Origin of the sequence: Cellulomonas rhizosphaerae (genome assembly GCF_003470205.1) — a bacterium.
Classification (GTDB): domain Bacteria; phylum Actinomycetota; class Actinomycetes; order Actinomycetales; family Cellulomonadaceae; genus Cellulomonas; species Cellulomonas rhizosphaerae.
This window is the reverse complement of record NZ_QWKP01000152.1, coordinates 1-16714: the sequence shown is the minus strand read 5'-3', so window position 1 is coordinate 16714 and position 16714 is coordinate 1. Positions and strand designations below refer to the sequence as shown.

Sequence of the window (16714 nt, the reverse complement as noted above, 5' to 3'; positions counted from 1 at the left end):
CGCTGTCGGTGAGCGCCGCCTACGGGCTGCTCGTCCTGGTGTTCCAGCACGGCGTCGGCGCGGACCTGCTCGGCGTCACCGATGCCGGCTTCGTCGTCGACTGGCTCCCGCTGTTCCTGTTCGTGATCCTGTTCGGGCTCTCGATGGACTACCACGTGTTCGTCGTCAGCCGGGTCCGGGAGGAGCACGTGCCCGGCGTCTCGACGCGGGTCGCCGTGGCGCGGGGCGTCACGGCCTCGGCGGGCGTGGTGACGAGCGCGGCGATCGTGATGGTGGCGGTGTTCGCGATCTTCGCGTCGCTGTCGCTCATCGAGTTCATGCAGCTCGGGATCGGCCTGGCGGCCGCCGTCATCATCGACGCGACCGTGGTCCGGGCCGTGCTGCTGCCGTCCGCGATGACGCTGCTCGGCCGCTACAACTGGTGGCTGCCGCGCTGGCTGGACCGGATCCTGCCGGCGGCGCACGCCTGATGCCGGACGCGGCCGGGGCTCAGGCCCCGGCCCGCTCGGCGCTCGAGCCCCATCGGTCGAGCTGACGCTGGACGGCTTCCTGCGCGCGGTGCAGCTGCTCGGCGACGAGCCTGCGCTCGGCCCAGGAGAGCTCGCGCGCGCGCAGCGCCTCCTCGACTCTGCGCAGCTCGTCGTCGCCGACGTCCAGGCCGTAGGCGGTGGCCACGACGCGCGCGAGGTCGGAGCGGTAGTCGTGACCGTGCGCGACGAAGACGCCCGGGACCGTGCTGAGCGCGTTGGTGACGTCCACGAGCGTCAGCACGAAGCTGACCAGCGGGTACCAGGCGGCCAGCCGCGAGACGCCCGGCGGGCGGGTGTCGAGCGGCCCCAACCAGTCGGGCTGCTGCACCGCGAGCGCGCCGTCGAACTTGGTGATCGGGTCCTCGTGGTGCGAGAGCAGGAAGACGCGCTGGCGGCGGCGGTGGTCCTCGTCCTGCGCGGCCCAGTCGGCCCAGGACGCGATCTCGACCGCCTCACCGTCGGGGTCGACCCGGTCGGGATCGGACCTCCACTGCCGGGCCCACGAGCTGCCGGCGGGCGTCCCGACGAAGAGGGCGCGGTCCATCCCCGCGCGGTGCAGCCCGCTGACGCCCTCGTGGAGGAACGCGTCCTGCAGGGTGTGCGCGCCGAGCGACTCGCCGAAGCCGACGAGCCGGGGTCGCGACTCCTCGGGGATGCCGCGCAGTCGCCAGGTGAGGGCGTGCAGCAGCGCGCGGTTCTGCTCGCGTCCCATCGCGACCCGGTCGAGCGAGAGGAACGACGGCCGCAGCGAGTACTGCAGCGCGACGGTCGCGCAGTCACCCCGCGTGAGGTACTCGAGCGTCTCGGCCGCCACGTAGTTGACGTACCCGCTCCCTGTCGGCGACGCGACGCAGATGACGCTGCGCTCGAAGGCACCCAGTCGCTCGAGCTCGCTCATCACGAGGTCGACCCGCGCGTCGACGGACGACGCGCTCGCGAGGCCGACGAAGGCCCGCACGGGCGTCGTGACCTGCTCCGGCGGCACCCCGGTGACATCGGCGATCTCGTCGGTCGTCAGGGCCATGTTGACGAACCGGACGCCCTCGCGGGACAGCGTCGTCCACGGCACCCCCGAACCGGGGCCGCCGCTCACCGTGGCCGCGTCGGGCGGGCTCGTGTACGCGGCGTCGATCGCCGCGCCGCCGGCGTCGGCGCTGCGCAGCGCGTACTCGACGCCCGCCGCGACCCCGGCTCCGATCGCGCCGAGCGCGACCGCGTGCCCGACGGCGCCGGAGGCCCGCCCGGCTCGCGGAGCCACGTGCCGCACGCCCGCACCGACGGATCGCGCGAACACGCCCTCGAGCGCCGCGAAGCCCTGCAGCCCGAGGTTGACCGCGGCGCCGAGGGCCAGCGAGCGCGCCAACGGGGGCACCGGTGGCGTGGTGGGGGCGTCGGGGGCCGCGCTGGACCGCCCGGTCAGGGGGTCGGACGGCGGCGCGAGGCGGGCCGCCTCGACCGGGTCGTCGGCCCGGAACCGGCGGATCTGCCAGGCGGCGAGCGCCGTGCCCGCGACGAGCCCGGCGCTGGCGGACGCGACCCGGAGCCACGCGTGCCGCCCGCCGACCACCGCCTCGGCCGAGGCCAGCGCCGACACCGCCACACCCGAGAGACCGACGCGCAACGTCCGCCGCCCCACGGTCCGCACCATCGCGCGCCGCAGGGGCTCGCCGGGCCGCGGCGACGCCACGCGCTCGGCGACCGCACCGGCCGACGCGAGGGCGAGCCCCGCGACCGCCTGCACCGCGAGCCTCCGCGCCGTCGCCTGCTCGGTCCCGTCATCCCCGACCAGGTGACGTGCGATCGCGACGGACAGCGACTGCGACGTGACGACGAGGCCGTACTCGGTCGCAGCGACGAGCCCCGTGGCCAGCGCCTGGTCGGCTCCGTCGCGGGCGATCAGCCCCGGCATGAACGTCGTGCCCGTGGATGCCGCCGAGACGAGCGCGGCGGTCCGCTCCGCGGGATCGCTTCCGGCGATGACCTGGCCGAGCTTGCGCACGACTGCCGATCCGTCCACGCCGAGCTCCTCTCGCCCCGCGTCGCACGTCGGGGTGTTCAGATGCCGAACCGTCCGCCGATCCGTCGCGAGCCTCGGCGCAGGCTCAGCGTAGGGGAACCGCGGCTCGCCCGGGCCTCGCTCGGCACGACGCGAGTCGAGTGGATGCGCCGACGGCCCCGCCTCCTCTCGCGAGGGGGCGGGGCCGTCGGTGTCACTGCGGGGTCAGAACTCCCAGTCCTCGTCCTCCGTGTTCACGGCCTTGCCGATCACGTAGGACGAGCCCGAGCCCGAGAAGAAGTCGTGGTTCTCGTCGGCGTTCGGCGACAGGGCCGAGAGGATCGCCGGGTTCACGTCGGTCTCGTCGCGCGGGAACAGCGCCTCGTAGCCCAGGTTCATCAGGGCCTTGTTGGCGTTGTAGCGCAGGAACTTCTTCACGTCCTCGGTCAGGCCGACGCCGTCGTAGAGGTCCTGCGTGTACTCCACCTCGTTGTCGTACAGCTCGAAGAGCAGCTCGAACGTGTAGTCCTTGAGCTCCGCCTTCTCTGCTGCCGACAGCTTCTCGAGGCCCTTCTGGTACTTGTAGCCGATGTAGTACCCGTGCACGGCCTCGTCACGGATGATGAGGCGGATGAGGTCCGCCGTGTTCGTGAGCTTGGCGCGGCTCGACCAGTACATGGGCAGGTAGAAGCCCGAGTAGAAGAGGAACGACTCGAGCAGCGTGCTCGCGACCTTCCGCTTCAGGGGCGAGTCGCCGCGGTAGTAGTCCATGACGATCTCGGCCTTGCGCTGGAGGTTCGCGTTCTCCTCCGACCAGCGGAACGCCTCGTCGATCTCCTTGGTGGAGCACAGCGTCGAGAAGATCGAGCTGTAGGACTTGGCGTGCACCGACTCCATGAACGCGATGTTCGTGTAGACGGCCTCCTCGTGCGGCGTGATCGCGTCGGGGATCAGCGAGACCGCGCCGACGGTGCCCTGGATGGTGTCCAGGAGCGTCAGGCCGGTGAAGACACGCATGGTGAGCGTCTTCTCCTGCTCGGTCAGCGTCGCCCACGACTGCACGTCGTTGGAGACCGGCACCTTCTCCGGGAGCCAGAAGTTGCCGACCAGGCGGTCCCAGACGTCCGCGTCCTTGTCGTCCTCGAGCCGGTTCCAGTTGATCGCGGAGACGCGGCTGACGAGCTTGAGCTTCTCGCTCATCGAGTGACTTCCTTCGTGTCGAGCAGAACGGTCAGAGCATGCACGAGACGCAACCGTCCACTTCAGTACCCTCCAGCGCGAGCTGGCGGAGGCGGATGTAGTAGATGGTCTTGATGCCCTTGCGCCAGGCGTAGATCTGCGCCTTGTTCAGGTCACGCGTCGTGGCCGTGTCCTTGAAGAACAGGGTGAGCGAGAGACCCTGGTCGACGTGCTGCGTGGCCTCGGCGTAGGTGTCGATGACCTTCTCGTAGCCGATCTCGTACGCGTCCTGGTAGTACTCCAGGTTGTCGTTCGTCATGAACGGCGCCGGGTAGTAGACGCGACCGATCTTGCCTTCCTTGCGGATCTCGATCTTCGACGCGATCGGGTGGATCGAGCTCGTCGAGTGGTTGATGTACGAGATCGAGCCGGTCGGCGGGACGGCCTGCAGGTTCTGGTTGTAGATGCCGTGCTCCTTGACGAGCTCCGCCAGCGCACGCCAGTCGTCCTGCGTCGGGATGTGCACGCCGGCCGTCGCGAACAGCTCGGCGACGCGCGCCGTGCGGGGCTCCCACGTGCGGTCGATGTACTTCTCGAAGTACTCGCCCGTCGCGTACTTCGAGTCCTCGAAGCCGTCGAACGCGCGCCCACGCTCCTGCGCGAGCAGGTTGGAGGCACGGATCGCGTGGTACGCCACCGTGTAGAAGTAGATGTTGGTGAAGTCGAGGCCCTCGTCGGACCCGTAGAAGATCCGCTCGCGCGCCAGGTACCCGTGCAGGTTCATCTGGCCCAGGCCGATGGCGTGGCCGCCGGCGTTGGCGCGCTTGATCGACGGGACCGACTCGATGTTCGTCTGGTCGGCGACACCCGTCAGGGCGCGGATCGCGGTCTCGACCGACTTGCCGAAGTCCGGCGAGTCCATCGACAGCGCGATGTTCATCGAGCCCAGGTTGCAGGAGATGTCGCGGCCGATGTGGTTGTACGAGAGGTCCTCGTTGAACGTCGACGGCGTCGAGACCTGCAGGATCTCCGAGCACAGGTTCGAGTGCGTGATCTTGCCCTTGATGGGGTTCGCGCGGTTGACCGTGTCCTCGAACATCACGTACGGGTAGCCGGACTCGAACTGCAGCTCGGCGAGGGTCTGGAAGAACTCGCGGGCGCTGATCTTGGTCTTCTTGATCCGCGCGTCGTCGACCATCTCGTAGTACTTCTCGGTGACGTTCACGTCCGCGAACGGCTTGCCGTACACGCGCTCGACGTCGTACGGCGAGAACAGGTACATCGGCTCGTTCTTCTTGGCCAGCTCGAACGTGATGTCCGGGATGACGACGCCCAGCGAGAGAGTCTTGATGCGGATCTTCTCGTCGGCGTTCTCGCGCTTGGTGTCGAGGAACCGGTAGATGTCCGGGTGGTGCGCGTGCAGGTACACCGCGCCGGCGCCCTGACGCGCACCGAGCTGGTTGGCGTACGAGAACGAGTCCTCGAGCAGCTTCATCACGGGGATGACGCCGGAGCTCTGGTTCTCGATGTGCTTGATCGGCGCACCGTGCTCACGGACGTTCGAGAGCAGCAGGGCGACGCCGCCGCCACGCTTCGAGAGCTGCAGCGCGGAGTTGATGCCGCGCGCGATGGACTCCATGTTGTCCTCGATGCGCAGCAGGAAGCAGGACACGGGCTCGCCGCGCTGCGCCTTGCCGAGGTTGAGGAACGTGGGGGTCGCCGGCTGGAAGCGGCCGGAGACGATCTCGTCGACCAGCGAGATGGCGAAGTCCTGGTCGCCCTCGGCCAGCGCGAGCGAGACCATGCAGACGCGGTCCTCGAAGCGCTCCAGGTAGCGCTTCCCGTCGAACGTCTTCAGCGTGTACGACGTGTAGTACTTGAACGCGCCGAGGAAGGTCTGGAAGCGGAACTTCTTCGAGTATGCGTACTTGAAGAGCGTCTTGATGAACGCCGAGTCGTACTGCGCCAGCACCGCGGGGTCGTAGTACTTGTTCTCCACGAGGTACTCGAGCTTCTCGTCGAGGTCGTGGAAGAAGACCGTGTTCTGGTTGACGTGCTGCAGGAAGTACGCGCGCGCCGCCTCACGGTCCTTGTCGAACTGAATCTCCCCGTCCGCGCCATACAGGTTCAGCATGGCGTTGAGGGCGTGGTAGTCCAGTCCCGTCAGGTCTACGCGGGCATCTGTGACTGTCGCTGCCAAAATCTTCCCAATCCCTCACGGACGCGGATGACGTCCTCGCTGGTTCCCATCAGCTCGAACCCGTACAGGTAGGGGACGCGGCACTTGGCCGCGATGATGTCCCCCGCGATGCAGTAGGCCTCACCGAAGTTGGTGTTGCCCGCGGCGATGACGCCGCGGATCAGAGTGCGGTTGCCCTCGTCGTTGAGGAACTTCACGACCTGGCGGGGTACCGCGCCGCCCTCGTTGCCCCCGCCGTACGTCGGCACGACGAGCACGTACGGCTCGGTCACGTGCAGGAACGGGTCGGAGGGGCGCAACGGGATGCGGGTAGCCGCCAGGCCGAGCTTCTCGACGAAGCGGTGCGTGTTGTCCGAGGCCGAGGAGAAGTACACGAGCGAGCTCATGACGGTCCCCTCACCTCGGGTCGAACGGTCGTGCGGTGATGCGGCCGCCGGAGCGACCGCGTGAGCCGGTGGGGCTGCGGGTCAGGCGACGACCGTGGCGAGGCGCTCCGCGAGGGCACCGATGCGGTCCGGGCGGTAGCCCGACCAGTGGTCGCCGTCGACGATCACGACGGGCGCCTGCAGGTGACCCAGCGACATGACGTAGTCACGGGCGTCCGCGTCCTCGCTGATGTCGACCACCGTGTAGTCGGCGCCGAGCTTGTCGAGCGCGCGGTAGGTCGCGTTGCACTGCACGCACGCGGGCTTGCTGTAGACCGTGATCGTCATGGTGGTTCTCCGTGAAAGTCGTCGCGTGCCGGACCCCCTGCTGAAGCCCTCGCACCCCGCCGGCGGCATCCCCGAGGGGGCCGTTCCAACCCATCGGCTGACCTGCCGAGTGCGTGAGGAAGACACTACACCTAGTGTCTGACACTTCAATGGACCACTAGGTGTTGTGTTACACGAGTGTCGTTTTTCACCCTGTGGGCTCAGCTGCACACTACCTGTGGGTACTGACACGACCCCCTGGCCTGCGCGTTCGCGACGATCGCGCGGGAGGCCGTCGGATCACCCACAACCGCGTCCACAGCGACGCGCCGGTCGTCCCCAGCGCCGTCCACAGAAGTCGCTGCCCGAAACGCCCACGCGTGTCCCGTTCTGACCGATACGGTCCGCGCATGCACACCTTGCTGCGGGCGGCAGAGTCCGCCACGACGACCGACATCAACTACGGCCCGCTCCTCGTGGCGTCCCTCATCGGGTACCTGCTGGGAGCACTCGCGTTCATGGGCATCTTCAGGAAGGCCGGCGAGGCCGGCTGGCAGGGCTTCGTCCCGATCTGGAACACGCTGGTGATGCTGAAGATCTCCGGCAAGCAGTGGTGGTGGATCCTGCTGCTGCTCGTCCCGATCGTCAACATCGTCGCGCTGATCGTCATCTACTACGCGCTGTCGCAGTCGTTCGGCCACGACGTCGGCTTCACCGTCGGGCTGTTCTTCCTGTCCATCATCTTCTTCTACATCCTCTGGCTCGGCCCGAGCACCTACCGCGGCCCCGGCGGCCGGAACGTCGCCGGCACCGCGTACTGACCCCTCGACCCCCGCCCCTGCCAGGCCACTCCTGGCGGGGGCTCCCCACGTCCACCGGGCGTCCGGGGACCCGACGTCGGCCAACGTCGCACCAGTGGGGAATGCTGGGGCCGTGCAGATCACGACGCTCGGCGAGCTCGCCGTCGACGGACGCCCCGTGCGCGGCGACCGCCTGGCGGCGGTGCTGCGCGAGCTGGTCGTCGCCCGCGGGCGTGCGGTCTCGATCGGCGCGCTCGTCGAGGCCGTGTGGGACGGCGAGCCGCCGCAGGACGAGGCCGGCGCGATCCAGGCCCTGGTCTCGCGGCTGCGGCGCACGGGACTGCCCGTCGTCGGCGCACCCGGCGGCTACCGCCTGCCGACCGAGGACCTGCACGTCGACGCCGTCGACGCGCGCGACCGTGCGGCGCGCGCGCTCGTCGCCCTGCGGGAGGGGCGCGCGTCGGAGGCCCGCATCCTGGCCGACGAGGCGCGCGCGATGTTCCCGGACGTGCCGGACCTCGACGACGCGGCGATCGCCCGGCTGTTCTCCGAGGTCGTCACGCTGCGCGCGGAGGCGGCCCTGGCCGGCGCGGGCGCGCTCGACGGCGCCGACCTGCACCGCCTCGTCGCCCGCACTCCGCCCGACGAGCCCGCCGTGGCGCTGCTCGTCCGGGTGCTGGCCGCGCAGGGCCGCGACGCGGAGGCGCTCGAGCTGGTCGAGCAGGTCCGCGCCGAGCTCGCCGACCGCTACGGCGCCGACCCGTCCCCCGTCGTCGTCGAGGCGCACCTCGCGCTGCTGCGCGGCGAGCTGCCGACCACGCAGCCGACGCCCCGCAAAGACACCCACCAGCGGGTGCACCTGCCGCCGTCGTGGCGCCGCGCCAGCACGCCGCTGCTCGGCCGCGACGCCGACCTGGCCGCGGTCCTCGCCGCGCTCGGCACCGCTCCCCTCGTCACGGTCGTCGCGACCGGCGGCGCTGGGAAGACGCGGCTGGCCGCCGAGGTCGCCCGCTGCGCCGTGGCCGACGGCCGCTCGGTGCAGGTCGTCGAGCTCGCGGGCCTGCGGTCCCCCGACGAGGTGCTGCCCGCCGTGCTCGCGACGATCGGCGGCGGCGACACCACGCCGAGCCGGCCCGACCTCACCGTCGAGCGGCGCGTGCTCGAGCCCGCCGAGCGGCTGCGGCAGGCGGCGCAGGACCTCGACGGGCTGCTCGTGCTCGACAACTGCGAGCACCTCCTGGACGCCGCGGCCGCGGTCGTCGCCGATCTGCTCGACGCGGCCTCGCCCGACGTCGTCGTCCTCGCGACGAGCCGCGCGCCGCTCGGCATCGTCGGCGAGTCCGTCCACCAGCTGCGGATGCTGCCCGACGAGGACGCGCTCGGACTGCTCGAGGCGCGCACCCGCGCCGGCCGGCCCGGGCTGGCGTGGGACCGCGAGCTCGCGCTGCAGCTGTGCCACCGGCTCGACAACCTCCCCCTCGCGCTCGAGCTCGCCGCGGCCCGGCTGCGGTCGATGCCGGTCGAGGACGTGCTCGAGGGCCTGAGCGACCGGTTCGCGCTGCTCGACGACGCGCTGCGCGGGCTGCCCGAGCGGCACGCGAGCCTGTGGGCGATGGTCGACTGGAGCCGCGAGCTGCTCGCCCCCGCAGAGCGTGCCCTGCTCGCCCGGCTCGCCGTCGTCGCGGGCTCGTTCACCGCCGAGACCGCGATGGCCGTCGCCGACCAGCCCGCGCCGGCCGTGCGGCGCGGGCTGTCGATCCTCGTCGAGCAGTCACTGCTGACCATGGCCGACCAGGACGAGGGTCCGGCCCGGTACCGGATGCTCGAGACGGTCCGCGAGTACGGCGAGGCGAGGCTCGACGCCGCGGGCGAACGGCCCGCCGCCATGGCCGGCCTCGTGCGCTGGGCGGCCGCCCGCGCCGTCCGGCTCGGCGCGGACTTCGTCGGCCCCGCCCAGGTCGCGGCGTTCGACGCGTGCGCGCGGGACCAGGAGGCGCTGCTCGTCGCGGCGCGCTGGGCCGCCGACCACGACGAGGAGCCGCTGCTCGTCGACATCCTGGCCGCGCTCTTCTGGCTCTGGACCGTGCGCGGCGCCCACATGGAGGTCGTCGGCTGGGCGACCCGCATCCTGCACGTCGACGACCCGGCGGCCCGCCGCTCGTCGCCCCTGCTGCAGGGCCGCGCGAGCGGCCGCGAGCTGCCGAACGCCGACCGCGCGGCCATCGTCGGGACCCTGGCCGCGATGAACGGCGGCGTCATCGAGTCGCTGCGCCTCTCGGTGATCGCCTGGCGCGCGTGCCGCCGCGTGCGCGACGAGCGCGCCGACCAGATGAGCGCGCGCACCTACGCGCTCTCGGGCGCGCTACCCGCGCTCGGCTTCAACGCCGAGGAGATGGGGCCGCCGGCGACCGAGCTCGTCGAGTCCGCCGACCCGTACCTGCAGGCGCTGGGCCTGTTCATGCGCGCCGCCGTGGCCGAGAACCTCGGGGACACCGGGGAGTCGGGCCAGGCCGCTCGCGAGGCGTACGACCGGTTCAAGGCGGCGGGCGACCACTGGGGCATGGGCATGGCCGCGCAGGGCATCGGCCAGTGGGGCAGCGGGCGCGGGACCGACGACGCGATGCTGTGGCTCGACCGCGGCGTGCGGCACCTGGAGACCGTGGGCGCGATGCAGGACGCGCGGAGCATCCGCCTCCTGCTCGACGTGCAGCGCGCGATCGCCGGCCAGGAGGACGCGCTCGTCCGCGTCGAGCAGACGGCCCGCTCGGAGCAGGCCGACGACACCGACGTGGCGCAGGCGCGCCTGGGCCTGGCCCAGATCGCGTGGACCGAGGGGCGGCTCGCGGACGCGTCGCGGTTTGCCGACAGCGCGATCGACGTCGCCCTGACCGGCGTCGTGCGGGTCCCCCAGGCGCACGTCGTGTTCATGGTGGCCGCGGCGACGATCCACGTGCGCGCGGCCGAGGACGCCGACGCCGACCGTCGCGCCGCGGCCGAGGCGCGGGCCACCGACCTGCTGCGCCGCGCGACCGCGGAGGCGAAGGCCATCTCCGACATGCCGGTGCTCGGCTCGTTCGCGCTGGGCTGTGCGGAGCTCGCCGCCGCGCGCGGCGAGGACTCGGTCGCCGTCGAGCTCTTCGCGCTCGGCACCCGGCTCGGCGCGAACATGGGCTCGATGTTCCAGCTCGGCACGGGCGGCCGGCTGGAGTCCCTGGTCGGCGACGACGCCGCGCGCGCCGCCGCGGTCGCACCGCTGCGGGACGAGAAGTCCTCGACGATCGCGGCGCGGGTCCAGGCGCTCGCCGCGGCTCTGCTGCAGTAGGCGCACGACGAACGGGCGGGCACCCCCACCAGGGAGGCGCCCGCCCGTTCGTCGTGCGAGGTCAGACCTTCTTGCGGTACGCCCGCAGCGCCAGCGGCATGAACACCGCGACGAGGCCCACGCACCAGGCCAGCGTCCACCAGACGTGGCTGCCGACCGGCTGGCCCAGGAACAGGGCGCGCATCGAGTCGACGAGGTGCGTCAGCGGGTTGACCTTGACGAAGCCCTGCATCCAGCCGGGCAGCGTGGCCCCGGCGACGAACGTCGTCGAGGCGAAGCTCAACGGCATGATGATCAGGAACATGATCCCCTGCACGGCGCCGCTGGTGCGGACCTTCATGCCGACGAACACCGACACCCAGGACAGCGACAGCGCGAACAGGATCGCGAGCAGGCAGCCGCCGACTGCGGCCAGCAGGCTCCCCTGGATGCGGAAGCCCATCGCGTAGCCGACGCCCATCGTCGAGATGATGACGATGACGTAGCGGACCACGTCGCCGAGCACGGCACCGAGCAGCGGCGCCGACCGGGGCACGGGCAGCGACCGGAACCGGTCGAAGATGCCCTTCTCGAGGTCGGTGTTGAGGTTGACGCCGATGGCGATCGCGCCGGTGGCGATCGTCTGCGCGAGGATGCCCGGCAGCAGGAAGAGCAGGTAGTCGCTGGTCGACCCCGCGACGGCGCCGCCGAAGATGTAGACGAAGATCGTCAGGAAGATCGCCGGCTGCAGCGTGACGTCGATGAGCGCCTCGGGCGTCCGCCACGTCTTGATCAGGCTGCGCTTGGCCAGCGCGAGCGAGTGCCGCACCAGCGGGAGCGGCTTGCGGGCCACCTCGGCGGCCTTGGGCACCACGGACGTGCGCGGTGCCTGGGGGGTGAGGGTCGCGGTGGTCATGCGGCGACCTCCTTCGTGACAGTCGTGTCGTCCTCGGACGCCGTGCGTCCGGTGAGCTTGAAGAAGACCTCGTCGAGGCTCGGCAGGTGCAGCGAGAGCTCGGTGACGCCGATGCCGACGCTCGCGAGACGCGAGACGGTGGCCGTCAGGGCGCTGTCGTCGGCCACGGGGACCGCGAGCATGCCCTTGCGGACCTCGACCGCGCCGCTGACGCCGGTGGAGACCTGGCCGAGGATCGTCGCCGTCTCCTCCATGCGGGCCAGGTCGGCCGGGCGGACCTCGAGGGTCTGGCCGCCGACGATGCGCTTGAGGCCCTCGGGGGTGTCGTGCGCGATCACGCGGCCGTGGTCGATGACGGTGATCTCGTCGGCCAGCGCGTCGGCCTCCTCGAGGTACTGCGTGGTGAGCAGCACCGTGGAGCCGTCGGTCACGAGCGAGCGGACCACGTCCCACATGTCCTCGCGCTTGGCGGGGTCGAGGCCCGTGGTGGGCTCGTCGAGGAAGATGACGTCGGGGCGCCCGACGAGGCTCGCGGCCAGGTCGAGGCGGCGGCGCATGCCGCCGGAGTAGGTCTTGGCGGGCCGGTCGGCCGCGTCGGTCAGGTCGAACCACTCGAGCAGCTCGACCGCGCGCGCCCTGGCGCCCTTGCGGCCCAGCTCCAGGAGGGTGCCGAACAGGACGAGGTTCTGACGCCCCGTGAGGTCCTCGTCGACAGAGGCGTACTGGCCGGTGAGGCCGATGCTCTGGCGGACCTGCTGGGACTGCTTCACGACGTCGAAGCCCGCGATGGTCGCGTGGCCGGCGTCGGGGATCAGAAGGGTGGACAGGATGCGGACGGCGGTGGTCTTGCCGGCGCCGTTGGGGCCGAGGACACCGAGAACGGTCCCCCGGGGAACGGCGAGATCGACGCCCTGAAGCGCCTTGGTCTCACCGAAGTGCTTGACGAGGCCCTCGGCCTCGATCACCAGGTCTGTGCTCATGGGTCCCACCCTGCACACCCCGGCTGACACCGCACCGACACCCGGCTGACACGCCCTGACACGCCTCGGTCGGGCACGCGCGCGACGACCCCCCGACCCGACGAGAAGGCGCGGCTACAGCACGTGGGCGAGGAAGTCCTTGGTGCGCTGCTCGGTCGGGGCGTCGATCACCTGGGCGACCGGGCCGTGCTCGACGATGACGCCGTCGGCCATGAAGACGACCTGGTCGGCGACCTCGCGCGCGAACCCGATCTCGTGGGTCACGACGATCATCGTCATGCCCGACGAGGCGAGGTCCCGCATGACGCCGAGCACCTCACCCACGAGCTCGGGGTCGAGGGCGGACGTCGGCTCGTCGAACAGCATGATGTCCGGGTCCATCGCCAGCGCGCGGGCGATGGCCACGCGCTGCTGCTGACCGCCGGAGAGCTGGGCCGGGTAGTGGTCGAGGCGGTCGGCCAGGCCCACGCGGCTGAGCATCTCGACGGCCCGCTCGCGCGCCTCCGACTTGCCCTTGCCGAGCACCTGGACCGGCGCCTCCATGACGTTGCCGAGCGCGGTCATGTGCGGGAACAGGTTGAAGCGCTGGAAGACCATGCCGACGCGGGCGCGCTGCGTGGCGATCTGGCGCGGGTGCAGCCGGTACAGGGCCGGCGACCCGCCCTTGGTCCCCTCGCGGTAGCCCATGAGCTCGCCCTCGACGCGGATCGAGCCGGCACCGATCTCCTCGAGCTGGTTGATGCAGCGCAGGGCCGTCGACTTGCCCGAGCCCGACGGGCCGAGCATCACCGTGACGGTGCCCTGCTGGACCACGAGGTCCACACCGCGCAGCACGTGCGCGTCGCCGTACCACTTGTGCACGCCGGTCATCTCGACCATGGGCGCGGTGCTGGTCTGGGCGCTCACACGCCACCTCCGATCGGTCGGCCCATGTCGTCGATCGCGCCGAGCTCCGGGGTGGTCTTCGCAGCGTTGATCGCGGACTGCCTGCCTCGTCGGCCGCGCTTGGGCACGTGCTCGTCGAACCCGCGGCCGTAGTACCGCTCGAGGTAGAACTGCCCGACCATGAGCACGCTCGTGATCGCGAGGTACCAGATCGCGGCGACCATGAGCAGGGGAACGGGCTGGAAGATGCGGTTGCCGATCGCGTCGGTGGCGAACTGCAGCTCGAGCGCGAACGGCACGGCCAGCACGAGCGAGGTCGTCTTGAGCATGGAGATCGTCTCGTTGCCGGTCGGCGGGACGATGACGCGCATGGCCTGCGGCAGGACGATCCGCCACAGGATGCGGCCCTCCTTCATGCCCAGTGCGCGTGCCGCCTCGAACTGGCCGCGGTCGACGCTCTGCAGGCCCGCGCGGACGATCTCCGCGAGGTAGGCCGCCTCGTTCAGCGCGAGGCCGAGGATCGCGGCGCGCGTGGCGTTGAGGACAACGTTGGTGTCCATCGACAGCAGCGCAGGCCCGAACGGGACGCCCAGGGTGATCACCGGGTAGAGGACCGAGGCCAGGCCCCAGAAGATCAGCTGGGTGTAGATGGGGGTGCCGCGGAAGAACCAGATGTAGACCCAGGAGACGTAGCGCATCACCGGGTTGGCCGAGCGGCGCATGATCGCGAGCGTGACGGCGAGGACGATCGCGATCGCCATCGACGTCACGGTGAGGAACAGCGTCCAGCCCACGCCGCGCACGACGGGCTCGCTGAACAGGTACTTCCCGACCGTGGGCCAGCCGAACGTGTCGTTCGTGATCAGCGCGTTGGCGGCCATGGCCGCCAGCACGACGACCACCGCCGCGGAGATCCAGCGACCGGGATATCGCACCGGGATCGCGTGGATCCGCTGCGGTTCGGCGGCCGGCGTCTTCGCGGCGGTGGGCGTCGTCACGGCGATCAGCCTACGGACGGGTTGAGCTCAGCCGTCTTCACCGCGCTGGTCTCGTTGCCCCAGGCCGTGAGGATCTTCAGGTAGTCGCCCGAGTCGATGAGCTTCTGCATGGCCTTCTGCACCGCGTCGGTCAGCGCCTGGTCGCCCTTGCTGACGACGATGCCCTGGGGCGCGCTGGCGAACACGTCGCCGAGCTGCTCGAGCTTGCCGGCCGTCTGCGCGATCGCGTAGGCGATGATCGGCGAGTCGGCGTACATCAGGTCCGCCTTGCCGCCGACGAGGGCCGTGGTGACCTCGGACTGCTTGGCGTACTTCAGGGGGGTGATCGCGTCCTTGCCGTCCGCGGCGCACTTCGCGACGAGCGCGTCGAGCTCCTCGTCCTCGACCGTGCCGGTCTGGACGCCGACGGTCAGGCCGCACAGGTCGGCCGGGTCGATCTTCTTCGGGTTGCCCGCGGCCGTGGCGTACGCCTCGCCGGCCTCGAAGTACTCGATCATGTTGGCCTGCTCGAGGCGCTCCGGGTTGATCGTGAACGAGGAGATGCCCACGTCGTACTTGGAGCCGATGGCCGGGATGATGCCGGTGAAGTCGGCCGTCTGGACGTCCGCCTTCAGGCCCAGCACCGCGGCGAGCGCCTTGGCGAGGTCGACGTCGTAGCCGACCGGCGTGGTGCCGTCCTCGTCGATGTACTCGGCCGGGGCGTAGGACGTGTCGGAGCCGACGACGAGCTTGCCGGCCGACGCGATCTTCTCCGGCAGGAGGGCGGCGATGGCGTCGTCCTTGGCGACCGATGCGGGATCGAACGACGCGGCCGACGTCTCGGTGCTGCCGGGGGTGGCCGTGTCGTCGTCGCCCGAGCTGCACGCGGCGAGGGCCAGCGCGGAGCTCAGGACGACTGCGGTCAGGACTGCGGGGCGGAACGTACGCAAGAGGTCCTCCTTCGCCACGCCCGGGGGGAGCGCGGTGACTGCAGCTGACGGGAGTCAGGTCTGGCGCACCTGGTCGGTCGCGCGAGGCGGAGCGTAGTCGTCCGGTGTTACGTCGTGGTAACCGCCCGGCCGTCGGACGCGGCGCAGACCCGCGGGATTCAGCCCGACGGGCTACTCCTCGGGCTGCCGAGCGGCGGCGTGGATCCGCGCCATGCGCTCCTCGTGGGTCTCGTCGGAGGCGCTCTGCTCGCCGTCGGCGCGCGCGATCTCCCGCTCGGTCAGGAAGTCGACGTTCATGGCGAGGCGGAAGAGGCCGACGAGAGCGCAGACGATGCCGGCGAACAGCGCGACCAGGCCGATGATCCCGCCGCCCTTCCCCTCGTCGGAGAAGAAGAACAGCGTCATGAGCAGACCGCCCCCGACGAGGGCGATCGCCCAGGCGAGGGCGGGTGCTGCGGGCTTGTGCTCCATCGGACGTTCCCCCTGGTGAGTGCGTGCCCCGAGGATCCCGCGCGCCCGTCCGGCAGGGCAAGGGTTCAGGCGGGCTGGGGGGCCGGGGCGGTGGGGCGGCCCGTGGAGCGGCGGGCGCTCAGGCGCTGCATCGGCGCCATGTACGCACGGACCGGGCCGTCGGCGAGGGTGTTGAGCACGCAGGTGCCGACCTGCTGGCCCATCGCGTGCACGTCGAGCGTCATCGCGGACAGCGGCGGGTTGGACAGCCGGCACAGGGCCGAGTCGTCCCACGCCAGCAGGGACAAGGAACCGGGCACCGCGATGCCCATCTCCGCGGAGACCGCGAGCGCGGCGAGGGCCATGACGTCGTTGTCGAAGATGATCGCCGACGGCGCCCCGCGGCGACCCAGCAGCGAGCGCGCCGCGCTCTTGCCGGACTCCTCGGTGTAGTCGCCCTCGACGATCACCCCGTGCACCGACGAGCGTGCGCACTGGTCGACGAACGCGTCGCTGCGCGCCCGCGTGTGGATGAGGTCGCGCGGGCCGCTGACCCGGCCGAGCCGGGTGTGGCCGAGGCCGACGAGGTAGTCGACCGCGTCACGGCTCGCCTGCGCGTCGTCGATCCAGACGTTGGAGAACTCCATGCCCCCCGACGGGCCGCCGACGACGACCGCGGGGATGCCGAGCTGAGACAGGACCGGGATGCGCGGGTCGTCGAGCACGACGTTGACGACGACGACCGCGTCGACCATCGCCCCGGCGGCCCAGCGGCGGTACGCCTCGATCTCGGCGCCGTGGTCGCGGACCACGTGCAGGAGCAGCGAGCGGTTCTCGGTGGCGAGCACCTCTTCGATG

15 protein-coding genes are annotated in these 16714 nt (G+C 71.1%); 3 read left to right on the top strand and 12 right to left on the bottom strand.

Features of this window, described 5'->3' with window-relative positions; translation table 11 throughout:
* Positions 1-470: MMPL family transporter (locus D1825_RS05525; protein ID WP_147356248.1), on the top strand; the 470-nt coding region annotated here is incomplete at its 5' end.
* Positions 471-489: 19 nt separating this feature from the next.
* On the opposite strand, the gene D1825_RS05520 is transcribed toward D1825_RS05525, so the two are convergent.
* The 5 genes from D1825_RS05520 to nrdH all read right to left on the bottom strand — a co-directional run bounded on the left by D1825_RS05520 (position 490) and on the right by nrdH (position 6618).
* A complete protein-coding gene (locus D1825_RS05520; protein WP_118766447.1) occupies positions 490-2547 on the bottom strand; it encodes an alpha/beta-hydrolase family protein in 2058 nt (685 codons plus the stop codon).
* A gap of 204 nt (positions 2548-2751) precedes the next feature.
* On the bottom strand, positions 2752-3726 hold the full coding sequence (gene nrdF / locus D1825_RS05515; RefSeq protein ID WP_118766446.1) for a class 1b ribonucleoside-diphosphate reductase subunit beta: 975 nt from the start codon (positions 3724-3726) through the stop codon (positions 2752-2754).
* 31 nt (positions 3727-3757) lie between these two features.
* Entirely contained in the window at positions 3758-5905 is a 2148-nt protein-coding gene (nrdE, locus tag D1825_RS05510) for a class 1b ribonucleoside-diphosphate reductase subunit alpha (protein WP_118766445.1), read from the bottom strand.
* On the bottom strand, positions 5875-6291 hold the full coding sequence (gene nrdI, locus D1825_RS05505) for a class Ib ribonucleoside-diphosphate reductase assembly flavoprotein NrdI (protein ID WP_118766444.1): 417 nt from the start codon (positions 6289-6291) through the stop codon (positions 5875-5877). The genes nrdE and nrdI overlap by 31 nt, the downstream gene beginning before the upstream one ends.
* An 81-nt stretch (positions 6292-6372) precedes the next feature.
* Entirely contained in the window at positions 6373-6618 is a 246-nt protein-coding gene (gene nrdH / locus D1825_RS05500; RefSeq protein WP_118766443.1) for a glutaredoxin-like protein NrdH, read from the bottom strand.
* A gap of 389 nt (positions 6619-7007) precedes the next feature.
* On the opposite strand from nrdH, the gene D1825_RS05495 reads away from it, so the two are divergent.
* Positions 7008-7418 (top strand): DUF5684 domain-containing protein, encoded by a 411-nt coding sequence (locus D1825_RS05495; RefSeq protein WP_118766442.1) that lies wholly within the window; start codon positions 7008-7010, stop codon positions 7416-7418.
* A gap of 112 nt (positions 7419-7530) precedes the next feature.
* The gene (locus D1825_RS05490; protein WP_118766441.1) at positions 7531-10719 is read left to right on the top strand and encodes a BTAD domain-containing putative transcriptional regulator; all 3189 of its coding nucleotides are present in this window, start codon (positions 7531-7533) and stop codon (positions 10717-10719) included.
* Between the two features lie 61 nt (positions 10720-10780).
* Here D1825_RS05490 and D1825_RS05485 read toward each other — a convergent pair whose 3' ends face one another.
* The 7 genes from D1825_RS05485 to D1825_RS05455 all read right to left on the bottom strand — a co-directional run.
* A complete protein-coding gene (locus D1825_RS05485) occupies positions 10781-11614 on the bottom strand; it encodes an ABC transporter permease (RefSeq protein ID WP_118766440.1) in 834 nt (277 codons plus the stop codon).
* Complete coding sequence (locus D1825_RS05480; RefSeq protein WP_118766439.1) at positions 11611-12594, bottom strand: ATP-binding cassette domain-containing protein; 984 nt, start codon at positions 12592-12594, stop codon at positions 11611-11613. Before D1825_RS05480 ends, D1825_RS05485 begins: the two co-directional genes overlap by 4 nt.
* Before the next feature lie 114 nt (positions 12595-12708).
* Positions 12709-13473 (bottom strand): amino acid ABC transporter ATP-binding protein, encoded by a 765-nt coding sequence (locus D1825_RS05475; RefSeq protein WP_118766450.1) that lies wholly within the window; start codon positions 13471-13473, stop codon positions 12709-12711.
* Positions 13474-13496: 23 nt separating this feature from the next.
* Positions 13497-14483: an amino acid ABC transporter permease gene (locus tag D1825_RS05470; RefSeq protein WP_407643300.1), complete on the bottom strand. Its 987-nt coding sequence runs from the start codon at positions 14481-14483 to the stop codon at positions 13497-13499.
* On the bottom strand, positions 14483-15406 hold the full coding sequence (locus D1825_RS05465) for an ABC transporter substrate-binding protein (RefSeq protein WP_118766448.1): 924 nt from the start codon (positions 15404-15406) through the stop codon (positions 14483-14485). The genes D1825_RS05470 and D1825_RS05465 overlap by 1 nt, the downstream gene beginning before the upstream one ends.
* Positions 15407-15577: 171 nt before the next feature.
* On the bottom strand, positions 15578-15877 hold the full coding sequence (locus D1825_RS05460; RefSeq protein WP_118766438.1) for a hypothetical protein: 300 nt from the start codon (positions 15875-15877) through the stop codon (positions 15578-15580).
* A 65-nt stretch (positions 15878-15942) separates the two neighbouring features.
* On the bottom strand, positions 15943-16714 hold a 772-nt coding region (locus tag D1825_RS05455), incomplete at its 5' end, for a LacI family DNA-binding transcriptional regulator (RefSeq protein ID WP_138067473.1).